Below are 20,159 nucleotides of genomic sequence, written 5' to 3'. Positions count from 1 at the left end.
ACTCACACGTCCTCGCAACGTCGTCGGAACTGAAACGGCGGTAGGGCGTGAGGCTCCTCGCCGCCCTCGGTCTTCACGCTTGGCCGACGAGGTCAGGCGGTCCGTTCCCGAGTACGTACGAAACCGTCAAGTGGTTCCAGGAACAACCTTGGCAGACCTCGACAACGTACACCCGGAACTCATCGTAATCATGAGCCATGGCGATGAGCTCTGATGTGACTTTTGCCTGGCCGGCATGGCGCCCGAGGCACTCACCGTAGACATAAGTCACATTAGTGACGTTCTCCCTTTCGCAGACCGGGCAGAGTCGTTCGGTCGGCTCGCCGAAGTGGCGTGCCGCGCGAAGGAGGTAGGGCTGTGCGTCACAGACGTCACCGCGCGAGGCTCGCCCGGAACGCAGGGAGCGGACTGCCGCTCTCTTCGCGAGACCGTAATCCACCACCCTTCGCTGTGACCACATGAGCGCCAGACTACGGCGTTTTGCGGGTCCATCCCAACGACTCCGCGGATTCATAGATTGCGGCGATATAGCGCCACGACGTATCCTCAAGATGTATCGGCTCGATACATCGACACGAGAGGGGGGCGGTTCCCATGGCCAGCGGACAGGGCAGAGTCTTGGAACTGGCCGTGCTCGGGTCGCTGCACGAAACGCCGCTACACGGCTACGAGCTGCGCAAACGGCTCAATGCCCTGCTGGGGATGTTCCGTGCGTTCTCCTACGGGTCGCTGTACCCCTGTTTGCGATCACTTCTGGCTCAGGGCCTCATCGCGGAGGAGCAGCCCGCTCCCGCCACGATCGTCGGCGGCCGGTCGAAAATCGTCTACAAACTGACCGCCGAGGGCAAGGAACGCCTGCAGGACATGCTCACCCAGGCAGGTCCTTCCGCATGGGAGGACGAGAGCTTCGGTGTGCACTTCGCTTTCTTCCGGCACACCGAGGCCGAAGTCCGTCTGCGCATTCTCGAAGGCCGCCGCAGCCGGCTGGAGGAGCGGCTCGACGCGGTGCGCACGGCGCTGGCGCGCACCAGGGAACGCCTCGACAGCTACACGCTCGAGCTGCAACGTCACGGGCTCGAGTCGGTCGAGCGCGAGGTTCGCTGGCTCAACGAGCTGATCGCAACGGAGCGCCGGGCCTCGGAAGAGCCCGGAAGAGACACCACGTCAACTGATGAGTAAGGGAGCGAGTGCGATGGGTTCGGTTCGCGTGGCCATTGTCGGTGTCGGCAACTGCGCGTCGTCGCTGGTCCAGGGCGTTCACTATTACAAGGACGCCGACCCGGACGTACGGGTCCCGGGCCTGATGCACGTGAAGTTCGGCGATTACCACGTCGGCGACATCGAGTTCGTCGCGGCCTTCGACGTCGACGCCAAGAAGGTCGGCCGCGACCTGTCCGAGGCGATCGTCGCCAGCGAGAACAACACGATCAAAATCACCGACGTGCCACCCACCGGAGTGACCGTCCAACGCGGCCACACCCACGACGGCCTCGGCGAGTTCTACCAGGACATCATCGAAGAATCCGACGAAAGCCCCGTCGACGTGGTCCACGTGCTCCGCGACAACCAGGTCGACGTCCTGGTCTCCTACCTACCCGTCGGCTCAGAAGACGCCGACCGCTTCTACGCCCAATGCGCCATCGACGCCGGCGTCGCCTTCGTCAACGCCCTGCCCGTCTTCATCGCCTCCGACCCCGCCTGGGCCGCCAAGTTCACCGAAGCCGGCCTCCCCATCATCGGCGACGACATCAAATCCCAGGTCGGCGCCACCATCACCCACCGCGTCATGGCCAAACTCTTCGAAGACCGCGGAGTCGAACTCCTACGCACCTACCAGCTCAACTTCGGCGGCAACATGGACTTCATGAACATGCTGGAGCGCAAGCGCCTGCAGTCCAAGAAGATCTCCAAAACCCAGTCAGTCACCTCCCAAATCCCCCGCGAAATGGGCAAAAGCGACGTCCACATCGGCCCCTCCGACCACGTCCCCTGGCTCGACGACCGCAAATGGGCCTACGTCCGCCTCGAAGGCCGCTCCTTCGGCGACACCCCCCTCAACCTCGAATACAAACTCGAAGTCTGGGACTCCCCCAACTCCGCCGGCATCATCATCGACGCCGTCCGCGCCGCCAAGATCGCCCTCGACCGCGGCATCGCCGGCCCCATCCTGTCAGCGTCCTCCTACTTCATGAAGTCACCACCCGAGCAGTACTCCGACGACCAGGCCCGCGACTACGTCGAGAAATTCATCCGCGGAGAGGTCGAACGCTGACCCCCTGACCGCCCCCAGGGCGCCGCACCCCCGAGCGGGCGCGGCGCCTTCCGCATCTCAGGCAGCCCAGAGAGCGGGCCCAGAGAGCAGGCACAGAGGCAGGCACAGAGGCGGGCTCAGAGGCGGGCGGCCGGAGGCAGCTCGCCGGCGGCGGCCGGCCGCCAGGTGAGCGGGTCGGAGCCGAGCTCCGCCAGCTGCGGCACCTGCTCCCTGCACCACGGCGAGATCGCCAGCAGGCCGTTCAGCACGCCCTCTGTGAACTCCTTCCACGGCATCCACGACACCTCCCCCACCTCGTCGGGGTTGGGCACGGCGGGAGCGTCGACCGTGACCCGGAAAACCGGGCACAGCTCGTGCTCGACGATGCCGTTGGCCATGACGGCGCGGTAGGCGAAGCCGGGCAACATCAGGTCGGCGCGCTCGGCCTTCAGCCCCAGCTCGTAGGAGAGCCGGCGCATGACCGCGCGATCCAGCGGCTCGCCCGGCAGCGGGTGGCCGCAGCAGCTGTTGGTCCAGACGCCCGGCCAGGTGATCTTGTGGTCGGCCCTTCTGCTGAGCAGGACGCGGCCTTCCCGATCGAAGACGTAGCTGGAGAAGGCCAGATGGAGGGGGGTGTCGCGGGAGTGCACCGACGTCTTCGGCGCGGTGCCGAGCGCGTGGCCACTGCGATCGACCAGCACAACGTGTTCCTCAGTCGTCACGCTATGAAGCGTACGTGATCATGTGTGCCGTGCGGAACCCGGGACCACCTGCCGGACCGGCATCCGCGCGTCCCGGGCGGGGGGCACGGGGCTAGGCTGACGGAGTGTCGTTCGTCGCCGATCTCCGCGTGGTCCTACGAGGCCGGGACTTCCGGCGCCTGTTCGGGACCCGGCTGGTCTCCCAGTTCTCCGACGGGATCTTCCAGTTCGGCGTGACCGGTTTCGCCTTCTTCAGCCCCGAGAACCAGACGACCGCGCTCGAGGTGGCCGCCGGGCTGGCCGTGCTGCTGCTGCCGTACAGCGTGCTCGGGCCCTTCGTCGGCGTGTTCATCGACCGCTGGTCGCGGCGGCAGATCCTGGTCGTCGCGCCCTTCGTACGCGGTCTGCTGCTGCTCGTGGCCGCCGGGCTGATCGCCGCCGACGTGCCGGATCCGCTCTTCTACGGCGCGGCGCTGCTGGTGCTCGGCGTCAACCGGTTCTTCCTGGCCGCGCTCGGCGCCTCGCTGCCGCACGTCGTCCCCTCTGAGCGGCTGATCGCGGCCAACGCGGTCACCCCCACCTCGGGGACGGTGGCCACGTTCATCGGCGCGGGCGTCGGATTCCTGCTGCGGGAGATCTTCGGCGGCGGCGACTTCGGGGTGGCGCTGCTGCTGGCCACGTCCGGCGTGGTGTTCACGCTGAGCGCGCTGGTGGCGCGGACGATGGAGCGTCAGCTCCTCGGCCCGTGGCCCGACCCCGACCGGCCGCAGGCGCGCCAGGAGCTGCGCAACGTCGTCACCGGCCTGGCCGACGGCGCCAAGCACCTGCTGCGGCACCGGGTGGCCGCCGCGACGCTCGGCGCGATGGCCACGCACCGGTTCCTGTTCGGCATGTCCACCGCGCTCGGCATCATCCTCTACCGCTACTACTTCGCCGACGGCGACGCCGAGACCGCGCTGCGCGGGGTCAGCCTGGTCGTGGTCGGCGCCGGACTCGGCACCGCCCTGGCCGTGATCGTCACCCCGTACGCGACCGAGTGGTTCGGGATCGAGCGGTGGGTGCAGATCGCGATGGCCGGAGCCGGGGTGCTGACGGCGGTGCTCGTCCTGCCGTTCCAGGAGTGGGGGCTGCCGGTGGCCGGGTTCGTGCTGGGCCTGGCCGGGCAGAGCGTCAAGATCTGCGCCGACACGACGGTCCAGCGCGACGTCGAGGACATCTACCGAGGCCGCGCGTTCTCCATCTACGACATGCTCTTCAACGGCATGTACGTGCTCGCCGCCGCCCTGTCGGCGGTGATCCTGCCTCCCGACGGCAAGTCGTACGCCGCCGTGCTGATCATCTCGGTCGGCTATCCCGCGGCGGCGCTCGCCTACCGGATGATCACCACCACGTCACGTGCCGAGGTCGTTTGACCTGGCCCACTCCAGCAGCGCCTCGGTGGCCGCCTCCTTGCCGATCATGCCCTTGTCGAGCCTGAGGTCGAGCAGGAACTTGTACGCCCGCCCCACGACCGGCCCCGGCCCCACCCCGAGCACGCGCTGGATCTCGTTACCGTCGAGCTCGGGCCGGATCTTGGCCAGTTCCTCCTCCTCGGCGAGCCTGGAGATGCGCTCCTCGAGGTGGTCGTACGTCCGCGACAGCGCCGCGGCCTTGCGCTTGTTGCGGGTCGTGCAGTCGGCCCTGGTCAGCTTGTGCAGCCGGTCGAGCAGGTGGCCGGCGTCGCGCACGTAGCGCCGCACGGCGCTGTCGGTCCACTCGCCCGTGCCGTAGCCGTGGAAGCGCAGGTGCAGCTCGACCAGCCGGGAGACGTCGGACACGACGTCCTTCGGGAACTTCAGCTCGGTCATCCGCTTCTTCGTCATCTGGGCCCCGACCACCTCGTGGTGGTGGAACGACACCCGCCCGCCCGGCTCGTGGCGGCGCGTCTTCGGCTTGCCGACGTCGTGCATGAGCGCCGCCCAGCGCAGGATCCGGTCGGGCTTGCCGTCCTCCTCCTGCGCGATGGCCTGGTCGAGCACCGTCAGCGTGTGCTCGTAGACGTCCTTGTGCCGGTGGTGCTCGTCGATCTCGAGGCGCAGCTTGGGCAGCTCGGGCAGCACGTAGGCCGCCAGCCCCGTCTGGACCAGCAGCCCCAGCCCTTCGCGCGGGTGGGCGCCGCAGAGGAGCTTGTCGAGCTCGTCGCGGATGCGCTCGGCCGAGACGATCTGGATGCGCTCGGCCATCGAGGACATCGCCGCGAGGGCCTCGTCGTCCACCTCGAACCCGAGCTGCGAGGCGAACCTGGCCGCCCGCAACATGCGCAGCGGGTCGTCGCCGAAGGACCGCTCGGGAGGCCCCGGCGTGCGCAGCACCTTGGCGCGCAGGTCGCGCAGCCCGCCGTACGGGTCGGCGAACTCGTGCCCGGGCAGCCGCACCGCCATCGCGTTGACCGCGAAGTCGCGCCGCTCCAGGTCGGCCTCCAGCGTCTCGCCGTACATGACCTCGGGTTTGCGCGACTTCGGGTCGTACGACTCGCTGCGGTAGGTCGTGACCTCGATGAGCGAGGCGCCCTTGCGCAGGCCGACGGTGCCGAAGTCGATGCCGATCGTCCACACGGAGTCGGCCCAGGGTTTGACGAGCTCCAGCACCCGCTCGGGGTGGGCGTCGGTCGTCAGGTCGAGGTCGTTGCCGATGCGGCCGAGGAGGAGATCACGTACGGGCCCGCCGACCAGAGCGAGCTCGTGGCCGTGCGCGGCGAACAGGCGGCCGAGCTCGTCGGCCGCCGGCGCGATCTTGCGGAACAGGCCGTGCATGGCCTGCCGCTGGCTTTCGGTCAGAGTTGAGTCGGACAAACTCAGTGGGTCCTTCCGGAACATATCCCCCGAGCCACACCAGGTCCGGGTTACCTTCGGTCATGGGACCGTCGGGGGCCATGGAACGAGGTAAGGAGGACTATATGAAGGACGCCCTCGCGATCCACCGCTGGCTCCTCGCACACCAGGTCCATCATGAGATCGTACGCCTTCCGCGTCCCATGACATCCGCGGAAGAGCTGCCGAGGACGGTCTCCGCGGCACCCGAGAGGTGCCTGATGGTCACCGTGTTCGACGTGGCCACCAGGGTCGGCCGCGAGGTCGTCGTCGCGGTGACCTCCCCCGTCGCCCTGCCGCCCAGCCCTGGAGCCGTCGGCGGTCTGCTCGCGGCGCGCCAGGTGCGCTACGCCCCGGCCCACGTGGTCAACGCGGCCACCGACTACGCCGACGGGCTGGTGTGCCCGCTGCTGCTGCCGGAGTCGCTGCCCGTCTTCATCGACGACCGGCTGCGCGTGGACGAAGGGCCGGTCTTCATGCCCATCGGCGAACGCCACACCGCGCTCTCCTTGCGCGCCGTCGACCTGCTGACACTCCTGCCGGGAAAGCTGGCCGACCTACGGGGCACACGCCTGAGAGGATCACGTGGGGCGGTCGCGCGGCGGCACTGAACCCGTACCATTGCGGGCGTGCGTCGTCGTACTCCAGCTCGGGCATCCGCGTGATCCGTAAGGCCACGCTGCTCGCCGTGCTCTCCGCCGCGTTGCTCGCCCCCCTGGTGGCCGCGACGCCGGGCGCGGCTGCCACCAGCGCGAGCAGGCAGACCGTCACCGTGTCGCTCGCGTCGATCACGCCTGACGTGCCCACCTTGCAGACAGACGAGATCACGTTCACCGGCACGGTCCGCAACGACACCGGCGCGCCCACGCCGGCCCAGCGCGTACGCCTGCGCTACACGCCGCAGAGGTTCACCGACCGGGCCTCCATGGCCACCTACGCGGCCGACCAGAACACCGCAACGCTCCCGGCCAACGTCTCGAGCTCCTCGGCGACGGACATCCCGCCGCTCGCCGCCGGTGAGGAGGCGCGCTGGGAGTTCACCGCGACGCCGGTGCAGCTCGGCTACCGCTCGTTCGGGGTCTATCCGATCGCCATCGACGTGGCCCAGTACGGCGTTCCTGTCTACGCGCAGCGCACTTTCCTCACCTACGCGCCGCCCACCGTGCCCAAGTTGCCGCGCAACCAGCTGGCCATCGCCCTGCCGGTCATCGACCAGCCGCACCGGGCGACCGACGCGTCGCGGTTCGTGGACGACAAGCTGAGCCAGGCGATCACCGGCAAGGGCCGGCTGGCCGACCTGGCCCGCATCGCGCAGGTCGCGCCCAAGACCGTCAGCTGGTTCGTCGACCCGGCGTTGCTCGACGACGTCAACATGATGAAGGGCGGCTACACGGTCAAGACGAAGGACGGCGACGAGCAGCGGCCGGCCAGCGCCGAGGCCGGCACGTGGCTGACGACCATGCGCACCTCGCTGGCCTCCTCACCCGTGGTCGCGGTCCCCTACGCCGACCCTGACGTGACAGGGCTGGCCCACCGCGGCCTCGACGTGCAGCCCAACAGGGCCATCCAGCTGGCCGGGCAGAAAGCCAGAGAGCTGCTGGGCCGCGAGGTGAAGACCAACGTCAACTGGCCGCCGTCGGGCCGGCTCGACCCGGACGCGCTCGACCTGCTCTCGGTCGCCGAGGCCAAGGTCGACCGGGTGCTGCTCGACGCCGGCAACCTGCCGCCGCAGCCGCCCGTCACCTTCACTCCCGACGCCGCGTCCACTCTCGACTCGGTCAACGGCCCCGTCACCGCGCTGGTCGCCGACCCCCAGCTGAGCGCCCTGTTCGAGCCCAAAGGCGCCACGAGCACGCTGCTGAGCACGCAGCGCTTCATCGCCGAGACCGCGATGATCTCCGCCGAACAGGGGCAGGCCGCGCCCAGGTCGCTGGTCATCGCCCCGTCCCGGCGCTGGGACCCCAACCCGGCGCTCGTCTCCGCCCTGATGAAGACCGCGGGCCGCCTGCCGTGGTTGCAGATGACGACACTCGAGTCGATCAAGCCGGGCAAGGCGTCGGTGCCGCGCGCCGGGCTGACCTACACCGACGCCGACCGCAAGGACGAGCTGAGCGGCAAATACCTCAAGCGGGTCAAGGAGACCTGGGCGGAGGCGCAGCTGACCGCCGAGATCACGACGACCACGACGCAGTCGAGCTTCGACGCGGCCGTGCTCAGGCTCTCCTCCTCGGCCTGGCGCGCCAGCTCGCGGACGGGCCGCGCGCTGACCAAGGTGGTGAGCGCGGAGGTCGAGGACCGCCTGGAGAAGGTCGCGATCACCGGGGCCGGCCCCGACAGGCCGCGCACGCTGGCCGGCAGCAACGGCGTGGTGCCCATCAGCGTGAAGAACTCCACGGGCGCCCCCATCGCCCTCTACATCGACGTCCAGTCCAACAACCGCAAGCTGCTGCAGGTGAAGGATCAGGACGAGCTGCTCAACATCGGCGTCGGGCAGAGCGGCACTGTCCAGGTGCCGATGAGCGCCACCAGCAACGGTGACGCGACGGTCACCGTGCAGCTCAAGACCACCGACGGCAAGGCGTACGGCGAGCCGGTGCGGCTGACCATCCGCACCACGGGCTACACGGGCATCGCCTCGGTGATCGTCGGAGCCGCTCTCACCGTTATGCTCGCCGCCGTGGTGACGCGGGTGCTGCGGCGACGGTCGGAACGCAAGCTCGCCAGGGCCGCCAAGAACCGGGAGGTGAGCACGGCATGAGCCGCATGCTGCGGGCCAGCGCGATCATGGCGGCGGGCACGATGGTGTCCAGGGTGACGGGTTTCGTCAGGACCATGGTGCTGGCGTACGCCATCGGCACGGCTCTGCTCGGCGACGCCTACAACGCGGCCTACGCGATCCCGTACAGCATTCTCGACCTGCTGCTGCTGGGCGTGCTGAGCAGCGTCGTGGTGCCGATGATCGTCCGGGCGCAGCAGCACGACGCCGACGGCGGGCGGGCCTACGAGCAGCGCCTGCTGACGCTCGCCACGCTGGCGCTGGCCGTCATCGCGGTCGCCGCCGCTCTCGCCGCGCCGCTGCTCATCGACCTCTACACGGTGTGGGCACCGGACAGCCGGGAGTTCGAGGTCGCGGTCATGCTGGCCCGCTTCATCCTGCCGCAGCTGGCCTTCTTCGGCATGGGCGCGGTGGCGGGCGCCATCCTCAACACCCGCGACCGCTTCGCCGCGCCCATGTGGGCGCCGGTGCTCAACAACGTCGTCGTCATCTGCGCGTTCCTTCTCTTCGCCCTGGTCAGCACCGCGAAGGGCGACATCTCCAAGGTCACCGACGGTGATCTCGTCCTGCTGGGCCTCGGTACCACGGCCGGCATCGTGGCGCAGGCGTCCGTGTTGATCGTGGCGCTCAAGCGCGCCGGGTTCTCCTTCAAGCCCCGCCTCGACCTGCGTAACGCCCGGCTGGGTGAGATGGCCAAGGCAGGCGTCTGGACGATCGGCTACACCGTCGTCACCCAGCTCGGCTTCGTGCTGACCACCAACCTTGCCAGCGCCGCGGGCTCCGTGGTGGAGGGGCACGGCATCAGCCCGTACACCCTGGCGTTCCAGCTCTTCCAGCTGCCCTACGGCGTCATCGGCGTCTCGGTGATCACGGCCATGCTGCCGCGCATGAGCAGGGCCGTCAGCGACGGGCGGTTCGACGACGTCCGCTCCGAGTTCGGGTCGAGCGTACGCCTCATCTGCTCGTTGATGGTGCCGGTGTCGCTGCTGCTCATGGTGCTCGGCCCGGCGATCACTGTGCCGATCTACGGCCACGGCGCCAACAGCGTCGCCGACGCCGTCTACATCGGCAACGTGCTGCAGGTCTACGGGCTGGCGCTGGTGCCGTTCGCGCTCTTCCAACTGCTGCTCCGGGTCTTCTACAGCTTCGGCGACACCCGCACGCCAGTGTTCGTCGGCGCGGGCACGACGGCGGTCAACGCCCTGCTCATGTGGCTTTTCTTCACGCTGCTGCCGGCGCGCTACGCCGTGATGGGGCTGGCTCTCGCGTACGCGGTCGCGTACGCGCTGGGCGCCCTGACGGCGTGGTGGCTGGCCGGCCGCCGGGTCCAAGGGCTGGGCGGATGGAGCATCGGCATGGCGCTGACGAGGATGTATCTCGCCGCTCTGCCCACCGCCGTGCTGGCACTCGGGGCGGTCTGGGTGGTCACGGGGGTCTTCGACGGGCTAGGGTTCGTCAATTCGCTGATCGTTCTGGCCGTCGGTGGCGGCCTTGGATTGATCCTCTATCTCGGCGTTGCGCACAGAATGCGCATCCCGGAGGTCAACTCCATCGTTGGGATGGTCGCGGGGCGGGTAGGTCGGTAAAGAACGCGGGCGGAATCTACTCGGCACTACCATGGAGCCCGACACGCGGCGAATGGAAGCAGGAGGGGCGTGGGCGGATCCACCCGGCATAGCGTGCCTTCGTGGTACACGACCACGCAGGTGAGTCGAGTCATGAGCACGCCCGATCGGCCCAGCGGAGTGAGCCAGTGAGCACGTCGGCCGTCGAACCCGGCACCCGCCTCGCCGAGCGCTTCCGGCTCGAGGACCGCGTCAGCGAGTCCGACGGCGCCACCCTGTGGAAGGCCATCGACGAGATCCTCGCCCGGCCCGTGGCGGTCCACACCTTCGCCCCCGGCTTCCCCCGGGTCCACGAGGTCGTCACGGCCGCCCGGTCGGCGAGCCGGCTCACCGACCCGCGCCTGACCCAGGTGTTCGACGCGGCGGAGGACGAGAAGGCCTCCTACGTCGTCAGCGAGTGGGTCACCGGCGAGAGCCTGACCGACCTGCTGGCCTCGGGGCCGCTGGAGCCGGAGCGCGCGGCGGGGCTGGTCGCCGAGGCCGCCGAGGCGCTCGCGCACGCCCACGAGGCGCAGCTCTACCACCTGTGCCTGCGCCCGTCCCACCTGGTGTGGACGACCGGCAACACGGTCAAGGTGCTCGGCGTGGCCGTCGACGCGGCGATGTACGGACTCACCACCGACCAGCCGGCCCTCGACGACGCCGAGGGCCTCGGCCGGCTGCTCTACGCGGGGCTGACCGGCCACTGGCCCGGCGACGAGGAAGAGGGCGGCCTGCCCGCGGCGCCGATGACCGACGGCCACTTCTGCACGCCTCGGCAGGTCACCGCGGGCGTGCCCGGCTATCTCGACGCGGTGACCGTGCGGGCGTGCCTGCCCGAGGCGCGCAGGGGCCAGGGCGCGCTGGCCACTCCGGCCGAGGTGGCCGATGCGCTGGCCGACGTCGCCAGGCCGATGCCGATCCCGATCTCCTATCCTTCGACTCCCGCGGTGGCCTCCGCCTCCCACACCGAGGGTCTCGACATCGCCCACCGCCAGAAGCTGGCCGTCCCGCCGCCGCAGGCCCTGCCGCACCGCGTGCCCAAGGGCGAGGGCAGCATGGTCAACCGGGTGCTGATGACGTTGGTGGTGCTGCTCGTCATCGCCGCCGTCGGCGTGGGCGCGTGGACGATCGGCAGGAGCCTGGGCAGCCCCACCAATCCTGAGGCGCAGCAGACCGTGCCCAGCACGTCGGCGTCGGCGTCCGCAGAGGCTCAGGCCGTCAAGCCCGAGAGCGCCAAGGGCTTCGACCCGCTCGGCGACAGTGACGAGAAGTCCGACATCGCGAAGCTGGCCATCGACGGCAAGCCCAGCACGTTGTGGAAGACCGAGGCCTACACCAGCGCCGACCTGGGCCGGCTGAAGGACGGCGTCGGCCTGCTGCTCGACATGGGCAAGTCCATGCAGATCAGCGACGTGGTGGCCACGCTGGGCGACGCGTCGGGCGCGAACGTGGAACTCAAGGTGGGCGACTCCGCCGATCTCGACGCGATGAAGACGGTGGCGACCAAGAAGAACGCAGCAGGTAAAACCACCCTCACCCCCGAAGAACCGGCAAGCGGTCAGTACGTTTTGATCTGGTTTACGCGCGTTCCGGCAGATGCGGGCAAGTTTCATGGCACCATCTATGAAGTAGTGGTGCACTCTCCCGGATCGGCATAATCAGGAAACTCTCTTGTGAACTCCCCACCCGAGACACCCTCAGCAGCGGAGCGGCCGGCGGTCACAGACGCCGAGCTGCTGTCTGCCCATATCAACGGGGACCCTCACGCCTTCAGCGAAATCGTCAAAAGGCACCGCGACCGCATGTGGGCGGTCGCCCTGCGTACGCTCGGTGACCCTGACGAGGCCGCCGACGCCGTGCAGGACGCCTTCGTCTCCGCATACCGCAAGGCCGCCACGTTTCGCGGCGAGGCGGCCGTCACCACCTGGCTGCACCGCATCGTGGTCAACGCCTGTCTCGACCGGATGCGTCGCAAGTCCGTCAGGCCTGTCGCCGACGACGAGCTGATCGAGGCCGCGGAGCGCGAGACCCCCCTGCCCGACCAGACCGTGGAGCGTGAGGTCTCCATGGAGGTCTCCGCCGCACTCAAACTCCTGCCCGGCGATCAGCGGGCGGCTCTCGTCCTCGTCGACATGATGGGCTATTCGGTAGAAGACGCAGCTCAGGTGCTCCAGGTGCCGAGCGGCACGGTGAAGAGCCGGTGCGCCAGGGGACGCGCGAAACTTGCCCCGATTCTTTCGCATCTGCGGAACCGAACGGACGGCAATCGCGTCTCATCCGCGAAGGGAGCAGAACTTCGTGACGGGTGATACGCACTACGATCTGGACATCCTGGCCGAGCTGGCCGAGGGTCTCCTAGACGTCGACACGGCACGCCAGGTCCGCGGGCATCTCGCGGTCTGCGACCCCTGCGGGGAGCTACTGGCAGACCTGGCGACGGTTCGCGAGGTGCTCGCGGCGACCCCCACACCGGCCATGCCGATGGGCGTCGCACTGCGCATCGACAAGGCTCTGGCCGCCGAGGCGGAGTCCCGGAAGGGCGGAGGCGTCGGCCTCGCGAACGCACCCGACTGGGACGAGCTCATGCGGGACGCCCCGTGGGAGCGCGCAGCCGAGGTGCCGGAGCCCGCACGCTTCGGCAGGCCCGCGGTTCCTGAGCCGGTGTCGACCGATGGCCCAGGAGAGGAAGTCGCCGAGCCGGTGCGCCTCGGGGTGGTCGCCGACGACGGCACCATCGTCCCGGCCAGGCGCACGCGCGCACGACGACGCGGCTGGGCGTTGCCCGCGGTCGCGGCAGCGGCGGCGGCCGTCGTGGTCGGCACGGCGGTGGCCTCCACCAACCTGCTGGCGAGCGGTGGCGGTAACCAGGGCGAAGCCGTCGCCCCACCGGTGGCGCTGCCCACGCAGTCGAAGCCGGTCTCGACACCCTCGCAGGCGGAGCGCGCTCCGCAGCGGGCGAAGTCGTACGCGCTGACCGACAGCCAGCACAACTACAGCGACCACGAGCTGCGGCAGCCGCTCGAAGGCGTCTTCGGACCAGCGCCCATCGTCGGCGGCGGCACGTCCGACGCCGCGAGCGTCGACAAGTGCGTGAGCAGGGTGGCCAACCGGTCGAAGCTGCCGACGTACGCGGTCGACCAGGGGCAGTACAACGGCCAGGAGGCCCTGGTGATCGCCTCGTGGAAGGACAAGGCCGCGCAGAGGCTGCGCATCGACATCGTCGACCCGTTCAACTGCAAGAACCTGCGCAAGCCCGCGCTGGGCCGCTGGTAGGCGAAACCCCACGTCAGAGCCCGCTCCGGCGGGCTCTTTCGTTTTGGGTGGGCGTTGAGGGCAGGGTGGGGAATCATGGCGGCCTAGGATCTGTTGACGCCGATGGCATCAGCACACCAGGAAGGCAGGCGTGAAGCGTTGAGCGACGTGCGTAACGTGATCATCATTGGATCCGGCCCAGCCGGCTACACCGCGGCCGTCTACTCCGCTCGTGCCGAGCTCAAGCCGCTGATCTTCGAGGGCTCCGTCACGGCGGGCGGCGCGCTCATGAACACCACCGACGTGGAGAACTTCCCCGGTTTCCCCGACGGCATCATGGGTCCCGACCTGATGGACAACCTGCGCAAGCAGGCCGAGCGCTTCGGGGCCGAGCTGGTCGCCGACGACGTCGTCGAGGTCGACCTCCAGGCCAATCCCAAGGTCGTCAAGACCCACACCGACACCTACTACGCCAAGTCCGTCATTCTGGCGATGGGGTCCGGCTACCGCGAGCTCGGCCTGGCGAACGAGAAGCGCCTGTCCGGGCACGGCGTGTCCTGGTGCGCCACCTGTGACGGCTTCTTCTTCCGCAACAAGGACATCGTGGTCGTCGGCGGCGGCGACACCGCGATGGAGGAGGCCACGTTCCTGACCAGGTTCGGCCGCATGGTGACGGTGGTCCACCGGCGTGACACACTGCGGGCCAGCAAGATCATGCAGGACCGCGCGTTCGCGAACGACAAGATCCGGTTCGTCTGGGACTCCGAGGTCCTCGACGTGATCGGCGACACCAAGGTCGAGGCGGTCAAGCTGCGCAACCTCAAGACCGGCGAGGAATGCGAGCTGGCCACCGACGCGTTGTTCCTGGCCATCGGCCACGACCCGCGCACCGAGCTGGTCAAGGGGCAGATCGACCTCGACGAGAATGGCTACATCAAGGTCGCCTCCCCCAGCACCGCCACCAACATCGAGGGCGTCTTCGCCGCAGGAGACGTCGTGGACCACACCTACCGCCAGGCCATCACCGCGGCCGGCACCGGCTGCGCGGCCTCGCTCGACTCCGAGCGCTGGCTGGCCACCATCGAGAAGTGAAGGAGCGCACCGTGAAGGCTGTCACCGACGCCACCTTTGACACCGAGGTCCTCAAGAGCGACAAGCCCGTCCTGGTCGATTTCTGGGCCGAATGGTGCGGTCCGTGCCGCCAGGTTTCACCCATCCTCCAGGAGATCGCCAAGGAGCACGGCGACAAGCTGGAGATCGTCAAGCTCAACATCGACGAGAATCCTGAGGTTCCGCGCCAGTACGGCGTACTCCAGATCCCCACGCTGAACGTCTACAAGGGTGGAGAGGTCGTGAAGCAGATCATCGGCGCCAAGCCGAAGGCCATGCTGCTGCGCGAGCTCGAGGGCATCATCTAGCGCCCTGCGGCGCTGGTAGTTCGTCCGTCGTGGCGCGCTTCGCCCGGCAGAGCCCCCGTCCCTCGCGGCGGGGGCTTTCGCATGGGCGCACGGAGGGCTGAGATGCCGTCAGACGGGACGTAGGGCGCGTTCCGGACTCATGGAGCCGAGCAGCCGTTCCAGCGCCACCTCGACGTCCTCGCGCCACGAAACGGCGGTCTTGAGTTCCAGTCGGAGCCGCGGAAATCTCAAATGCGGACGAACTGTCTTAAATCCAACAGAAAGCAAGTATTCCGCAGGAACTATGCAACTAGGCTCTTCCCACTTGAGGTCGCCAAAAGCTTCTATGGCTTTCACCCCGCGCCGGGTCAGATCTTTGGCGACTCCCTGGACCAGCATCCGGCCCAGCCCGCCGCCCGAGAACTCGGGAATGATGTGGGCCGACATCAGCAGCACCGCGTCAGCGCTGACCGGCGAGGTGGGAAAGGCGAGCGAACGCGGGCTGTAGAGTGGCGGGCTGTAGAGCACGAAGCCCGCGGGCACCCCGTCGACATAGACGATCTTCCCGCAGCTCCCCCATTCCAGGAGCGTGCCGGAGATCCAGGCCTCCTTCTCCAGCCCGGAGTCGCCCGCATCCACCGCGCGCTCACCGTTGACGGGATCGAGCTCCCAGAACACGCACCGCCGGCAGCGCCTCGGCAGATCGTCAAGATTGTCCAGGGTTATGTTGACCAGCCGGCGCGACAACTACCGCCCCTATCGTTGACCCGGAAAAGCGCGCGAAAACCGCGTCCACAGGTGGCATCGTAGCCCAGTGAAGATGCCACCAGCCGACACCACGACGGTCAGCCCCGTCACGGGCGACATGTCCGTCTAGCGTAATCTGGTATTTCAGTCCGATATGACACCTAGGAGGTGGGCCGTGACAGCAGAGCGGGATCACGGTCAGGCACCCGCGACTCACGGGTCGCGCATCGACGCGTACGTCGATCGGTACGCCGCACGAGCTACCGGGATGGTCGCCTCCGAGATCCGAGCTCTCTTCGCCGTCGCGTCGAGGCCCGAGGTGGTCTCGCTGGCCGGCGGCATGCCGTACGTCACGGCGCTCCCCCTCGACATGGTCGGCGAGCTGGTCTCCGACCTGGTCACCAAGCGCGGCCCCGTCGCGCTGCAGTACGGTTCCGGCCAGGGTGACCCGCACCTGCGCGAGCAGATCTGCGAGGTCATGCGGCTGGAGGGGATCCACGCCGGGCCGAACGACGTGGTCGTCACCGTCGGTTCGCAGCAGGCCCTCGACCTGATCACCCGGATCTTCATCGATCCCGGCGACGTGGTGCTCGCCGAGGGCCCCTCGTACGTGGGGGCTTTGGGAACGTTCGCCGCCTACCAGGCCAAAGTGGTTCACATCGCCATGGACGATCAGGGCATCGTGCCCGAATCCCTGGCCCAGACCATCTACGCCCTCGAGACCGCGGGCGCGCCCATCAAGTTCCTCTACACGATCCCGACCTTCCAGAACCCGGCCGGCGTGACCCTCAACATCGCCCGCCGCCAGCAGGTGCTCGACATCTGCCAGCGGGCCGGGGTCCTCGTCATCGAGGACAACCCGTACGGGCTGCTCGGCTTCGACGGCGAGCCCATGCGCGCCCTGCGAGCCGACAACCCGGACGGCGTCGTCTACCTCGGGTCCTTCTCCAAGACGCTCGCCCCCGGCTTCCGCGTCGGCTGGGCGCTCGCCCCGCACGCCATCCGCGACAAGCTCGTGCTCGCCATGGAATCGGCCGTGCTGTCCCACTCCTCGTTCACCCAGCTGGCCGTCGGCCAATACCTCGCCACGCAGCCATGGCGCGAGCAGATCAAGACGTTCAAGGAGCTCTACCGCGAGCGCCGCGACGCCCTCCTCGACGCGCTCGACGCCCTGATGCCGCCCGAGGTCACCTGGACCCGCCCCGCCGGCGGGTTCTTCGTCTGGGCCACCCTGCCCGAAGGGCTCGACTCGAAGGCCATCCTGCCCCGGGCCGTGGCCGAGCGGGTCGCGTTCGTACCAGGCACCGGGTTCTTCTCCGACGGCAGCGGGGCACGACACATGCGCCTGTCGTTCTGCTTCCCCGAGCCCGACCGCATCCGTGAAGGGGTACGCCGGCTCGCCGGGGTGATCGAGCAGGAGATGCAGCTGCGCGACACGTTCGGCACCTCGTCGGCCCGCGAACACGCCGGCGTGGACACGCCCGGGCCCGACCTGGCCTGAACGTCACGAGAAGGGCCGGCGCCGGGTGACGCCGGCCCTTCTCATTTCTCCACCCGGCCAGGCGCGCGGACGAAGCCCCTGCCGTACACCATCCACCCCCGGCGCCGGTACGGTTGGACAGCGTGCGATCAGCGGAGGAGTTGTGATGAGCGATCTGGGCCACGTGCTCGTGCTGGCCGGAGGCCTCTCCTATGAGCGAGAGGTGTCTCTGCGGTCCGGTCGCCGAGTCAGCGAGGTGCTGCGCGCGGCGGGCGTCGACGTCGAAGCCCGCGACACCGACGCGTCCCTCGTGCCCTCGATCCTCGCCGACCCGCCGGATGCCGTGTTCGTCACCCTGCACGGCGGCGCGGGCGAGGACGGCGCCATCCGCTCCGTCCTGGAACTGCTCAACGTTCCCTACGTGGGCGCCGACCCCGACGCCTGCCGGGTGGCCTTCGACAAACCCACCGCCAAGGCCGTCGTACGCTCCGTCGGGCTGCACACCCCCGAGTCCGTCACGCTGCCGAAGGAGACGTTCCACGACCTCGGCGCCACCGTCGTGCTCGGCCGCATCGTGGAGCGGCTCGGCCTGCCCCTCTTCGTCAAGCCCGCCCGCGGCGGCTCGGCGCTCGGCGCCTCCATCGTCCGCACCGCGGAAGAGCTCCCCGCCGCCATGGTCGGCTGCTTCGCCTACGGCGACACGGCACTGATCGAGCGGTACGTCGAGGGCGTGGAGGTGGCCGTCTCCGTTGTCGACCTCGGCAACGGCCCTGAGGCCCTGCCCGCCGTGGAGATCGTCCCCGACGAAGGGGTCTACGACTACGCGGCCCGCTACACGGCCGGCCACACCGAGTTCTTCGCCCCCGCCCGCCTCTCCCCCGAGGCCGCCGCGGCGTGCGCGGAGACGGCGGTGACCGCTCACACGGCACTCGGCCTGCGCGACATCTCCCGTACGGACCTGATCGTCGACGCGGCGGGCGTCCCCCATTTCCTCGAGGTCAACGTGGCGCCGGGGATGACGGAGACTTCCCTCCTGCCCATGGCCGCCGAAGCGGCCGGCCAGGACCTGGGCGACCTCTGCCGCGCCCTCCTCCAGAACGCCGCTGCCCGCTTCCGTCCCGAAAACCCCCTCTAGGAGCGCGGCCCCGCAACGCCTTAGGCCAAGGCACGTTCGGAGCTCATCCAAGGCACGGACCCGCGCTCCCTTCGGCCCACCCAGACACCCAGGCCCAACGCGGGTGCGGACCCATGCCTGGCGTTCGGCCCACGCCCGCGCATGGTGTCCGTCCCAGAGCTCCACCCCCACGAAGACGCGCTCCCGCCCTTCTTCCCTACGCGGATCTGTTCCCGTACCTGAAGTCCGGCCCGGAACCTGAAACGTACCGACGGCACCGGCGTCGCCACTTCCCGATCCCGCTTCCACCCACGACGGCGCCGCCACTGCGATCCGCCGAGCCACGGCAGCGCCGCCAGCCCGTTCGCCACCGGCATGCGGCAGGCAGGAGAACCCGTCGGCAACCGGCCCGTGACGGCTTGCCGGGCGCCCGCCTCCCCTGCCCCGAGGTGGTCCGCGTCGGTTGTGAAAGTAGCCTTGCGGTGTGCTGATCGATTCGACGTACCCCAAGAGCTTCGCCAGCGACAACCACGCGGGCGTGCACCCGGACATCCTGGCGGCCATGGCCGCCGCGAACGACGGAGACGCGCCCGCCTACGGCGGCGACCGCTGGACCGCGGCCTTCGAAGAGGGGATCAAGGAGGTGTTCGGACCGGGCGCGGAAGGCTTCGCGGTGCTCAACGGAGCGGGCGCCAACATGGTCGGCCTCGCCCTGATGCTCGGCCGCTACGACGCCGTTCTCTGCGCCGACAGCGCCCACATCGCCACCCACGAAGCAGGGGCAGCTGAGCGGCTGCTCGGCGTGAAGTTGATGACGATCCCCACCGCGCAGGGCAAGCTCCAACCCGACGACATCAAGGCTCGCCTGGGCGGTGTCGGCAACCACCACGAATCCCAGCCCGCCGTCGTCTCCATCTCCCAGTGCACGGAACTCGGCACCACCTACTCCGCCGAAGAGATCGCCGCCCTCGCGGAGACGGCACACGAGGCCGGACTCCGCCTTCACGTGGACGGCGCACGGCTCGCCAACGCCGCCGCCTTCCTGGACTGCGATCTGAAAGCCATCACCACCGACGTGGGAGTGGACGTCTTCAGCTTCGGCGGCACCAAGAACGGTGCGCTGGCCGCCGAAGCCGTGGTGGTGCTCGACTCCGGGCTGACCCAGGCCGTGCCTTTCCTGCGCCGCCAGTCGCTCCAGCTCGCCTCGAAGATGCGCTTCATATCGGCCCAGCTGTCGGCGCTCCTGACGGATGACCTGTGGCGGCAGAACGCTGATCACGCCAACCGGATGGCGACGCGACTGGCGGACGGCCTGGAGGGCATCGCCGGCGTGTCGCTGGCTTATCCCGTGCAGTCCAACGCCGTCTTCGCTGCCTTGCCGCCGACGGTGGCCACGACACTCCTGCAGCGCTACCGGTTCCACTACTGGGACGAGGCCACCGGCGTCGTCCGCTGGATGACCGCCTTCGACACGACTCCTGGCCACGTCGACGACTTCCTCGACGACATCCGCAAGGCCGCCATGTGACTCCCCGCGTGTTTCACGTGAAACACGGGAGGATGCCCGCCAGAGTTCCTGGCACATCCATCGAGACCGTTGTTTCACGTGAAACACCGCAGCACGCGTCTAGCTCCTCGCTTCCACGAGGTCCGTCCGGGGGATCCTTCTTCGCAGCGGGCTCTCAAGCACCGCCTCTCGTGCTGGCGCATCGTCGTGGGGGGTGTACTTCGGTCACTCAGTTAAATCCGCCTCTGCGCAGTCGTCGAGTGCCGCGAACGTCGCTCCCACGCGGCGGGCACGACGACTGCCAACCGCCGCACGCACCGAACCGTTAAGACCAACGCCCTTCCCCCGCGTCCCCGCGTCCCCGCGTCCCCGCGTCCCCGCGTCCCCGCGTCCCCGCGTCCCCGCGTCCCCGCGTCCCCGCGTCCCCGCGTCCCCGCGTCCCCGCGTCCCCGCGTCCCCGCGTCCCCGCGTCCCCGCG

At 69.0% G+C, this 20,159-nt stretch carries 18 protein-coding genes; 14 read left to right on the top strand and 4 right to left on the bottom strand.

Translation table 11 applies throughout. The annotated features are described in order from the left end of the window. Positions 1–73: 73 nt before the first annotated feature. Entirely contained in the window at positions 74–460 is a 387-nt protein-coding gene (locus ABGB14_RS31760) for a DUF5318 family protein (RefSeq protein ID WP_132597080.1), read from the bottom strand. A gap of 134 nt (positions 461–594) precedes the next feature. On the opposite strand from ABGB14_RS31760, the gene ABGB14_RS31755 reads away from it, so the two are divergent. Together ABGB14_RS31755 and ABGB14_RS31750 are read left to right on the top strand one after the other, a co-directional pair. Next, entirely contained in the window at positions 595–1,179 is a 585-nt protein-coding gene (locus ABGB14_RS31755) for a PadR family transcriptional regulator (RefSeq protein WP_132512827.1), read from the top strand. Between the two features lie 13 nt (positions 1,180–1,192). Further along, complete coding sequence (locus ABGB14_RS31750) at positions 1,193–2,272, top strand: inositol-3-phosphate synthase (protein WP_347647520.1); 1,080 nt, start codon at positions 1,193–1,195, stop codon at positions 2,270–2,272. A gap of 116 nt (positions 2,273–2,388) precedes the next feature. Here ABGB14_RS31750 and idi read toward each other — a convergent pair whose 3' ends face one another. Next, positions 2,389–2,973: an isopentenyl-diphosphate Delta-isomerase gene (gene idi, locus ABGB14_RS31745; protein WP_347647519.1), complete on the bottom strand. Its 585-nt coding sequence runs from the start codon at positions 2,971–2,973 to the stop codon at positions 2,389–2,391. A gap of 104 nt (positions 2,974–3,077) precedes the next feature. Between idi and ABGB14_RS31740 the strand changes: the two genes are divergently transcribed. Continuing rightward, on the top strand, positions 3,078–4,364 hold the full coding sequence (locus tag ABGB14_RS31740; RefSeq protein ID WP_347647518.1) for an MFS transporter: 1,287 nt from the start codon (positions 3,078–3,080) through the stop codon (positions 4,362–4,364). On the opposite strand, the gene ABGB14_RS31735 is transcribed toward ABGB14_RS31740, so the two are convergent. After that, positions 4,344–5,744, bottom strand: coding sequence for a CCA tRNA nucleotidyltransferase (locus ABGB14_RS31735; RefSeq protein WP_347647711.1), 1,401 nt, complete (start codon positions 5,742–5,744; stop codon positions 4,344–4,346). The two genes, ABGB14_RS31740 and ABGB14_RS31735, sit on opposite strands and share 21 nt — an antisense overlap. Positions 5,745–5,887: 143 nt before the next feature. Here ABGB14_RS31735 and ABGB14_RS31730 point away from each other — a divergent pair, with 143 nt between their 5' ends. From ABGB14_RS31730 to trxA, 8 genes are all read left to right on the top strand, one after another. Continuing rightward, positions 5,888–6,412, top strand: coding sequence for a YbaK/EbsC family protein (locus tag ABGB14_RS31730; RefSeq protein WP_347647517.1), 525 nt, complete (start codon positions 5,888–5,890; stop codon positions 6,410–6,412). A gap of 50 nt (positions 6,413–6,462) precedes the next feature. Continuing rightward, entirely contained in the window at positions 6,463–8,559 is a 2,097-nt protein-coding gene (locus ABGB14_RS31725) for a DUF6049 family protein (RefSeq protein ID WP_347647516.1), read from the top strand. Next, positions 8,556–10,163 carry a murein biosynthesis integral membrane protein MurJ gene (gene murJ / locus ABGB14_RS31720; RefSeq protein WP_347647515.1) on the top strand — a complete coding sequence of 536 codons (1,608 nt, stop codon included), beginning with the start codon at positions 8,556–8,558 and terminating at the stop codon, positions 10,161–10,163. Before ABGB14_RS31725 ends, murJ begins: the two co-directional genes overlap by 4 nt. A gap of 167 nt (positions 10,164–10,330) precedes the next feature. Further along, positions 10,331–11,842 (top strand): protein kinase family protein, encoded by a 1,512-nt coding sequence (locus ABGB14_RS31715; protein ID WP_347647514.1) that lies wholly within the window; start codon positions 10,331–10,333, stop codon positions 11,840–11,842. 15 nt (positions 11,843–11,857) lie between these two features. Further along, complete coding sequence (gene sigM, locus ABGB14_RS31710) at positions 11,858–12,493, top strand: RNA polymerase sigma factor SigM (protein WP_347647513.1); 636 nt, start codon at positions 11,858–11,860, stop codon at positions 12,491–12,493. Continuing rightward, the gene (locus ABGB14_RS31705; protein ID WP_347647512.1) at positions 12,483–13,457 is read left to right on the top strand and encodes a hypothetical protein; all 975 of its coding nucleotides are present in this window, start codon (positions 12,483–12,485) and stop codon (positions 13,455–13,457) included. The genes sigM and ABGB14_RS31705 overlap by 11 nt, the downstream gene beginning before the upstream one ends. A 138-nt stretch (positions 13,458–13,595) precedes the next feature. Continuing rightward, positions 13,596–14,528, top strand: a complete 933-nt coding sequence (trxB, locus tag ABGB14_RS31700; protein ID WP_347647511.1) for a thioredoxin-disulfide reductase — start codon at positions 13,596–13,598, stop codon at positions 14,526–14,528. An 11-nt stretch (positions 14,529–14,539) separates the two neighbouring features. Beyond that, the gene (gene trxA, locus ABGB14_RS31695) at positions 14,540–14,854 is read left to right on the top strand and encodes a thioredoxin (RefSeq protein ID WP_347647510.1); all 315 of its coding nucleotides are present in this window, start codon (positions 14,540–14,542) and stop codon (positions 14,852–14,854) included. A gap of 108 nt (positions 14,855–14,962) precedes the next feature. Here the strand turns inward: trxA and ABGB14_RS31690 are convergent, their stop codons facing one another. Then, positions 14,963–15,580, bottom strand: a complete 618-nt coding sequence (locus ABGB14_RS31690) for a GNAT family N-acetyltransferase (protein WP_347647509.1) — start codon at positions 15,578–15,580, stop codon at positions 14,963–14,965. 268 nt (positions 15,581–15,848) lie between these two features. Between ABGB14_RS31690 and ABGB14_RS31685 the strand changes: the two genes are divergently transcribed. The 3 genes from ABGB14_RS31685 to ABGB14_RS31675 all read left to right on the top strand — a co-directional run bounded on the left by ABGB14_RS31685 (position 15,849) and on the right by ABGB14_RS31675 (position 19,702). After that, the gene (locus ABGB14_RS31685) at positions 15,849–17,081 is read left to right on the top strand and encodes a PLP-dependent aminotransferase family protein (protein ID WP_347623129.1); all 1,233 of its coding nucleotides are present in this window, start codon (positions 15,849–15,851) and stop codon (positions 17,079–17,081) included. Between the two features lie 145 nt (positions 17,082–17,226). Continuing rightward, on the top strand, positions 17,227–18,195 hold the full coding sequence (locus tag ABGB14_RS31680) for a D-alanine--D-alanine ligase (RefSeq protein WP_347647508.1): 969 nt from the start codon (positions 17,227–17,229) through the stop codon (positions 18,193–18,195). Between the two features lie 463 nt (positions 18,196–18,658). Next, a complete protein-coding gene (locus tag ABGB14_RS31675) occupies positions 18,659–19,702 on the top strand; it encodes a beta-eliminating lyase-related protein (RefSeq protein ID WP_347647507.1) in 1,044 nt (347 codons plus the stop codon). Positions 19,703–20,159: the final 457 nt, after the last annotated feature.

It is taken from the genome of Nonomuraea sp. B10E15, assembly GCF_039871615.1.
Taxonomy (GTDB): domain Bacteria; phylum Actinomycetota; class Actinomycetes; order Streptosporangiales; family Streptosporangiaceae; genus Nonomuraea.
The sequence above is the reverse complement of the archived record's forward strand: the minus strand, read 5'-3'. Positions and strand labels throughout refer to the sequence as shown.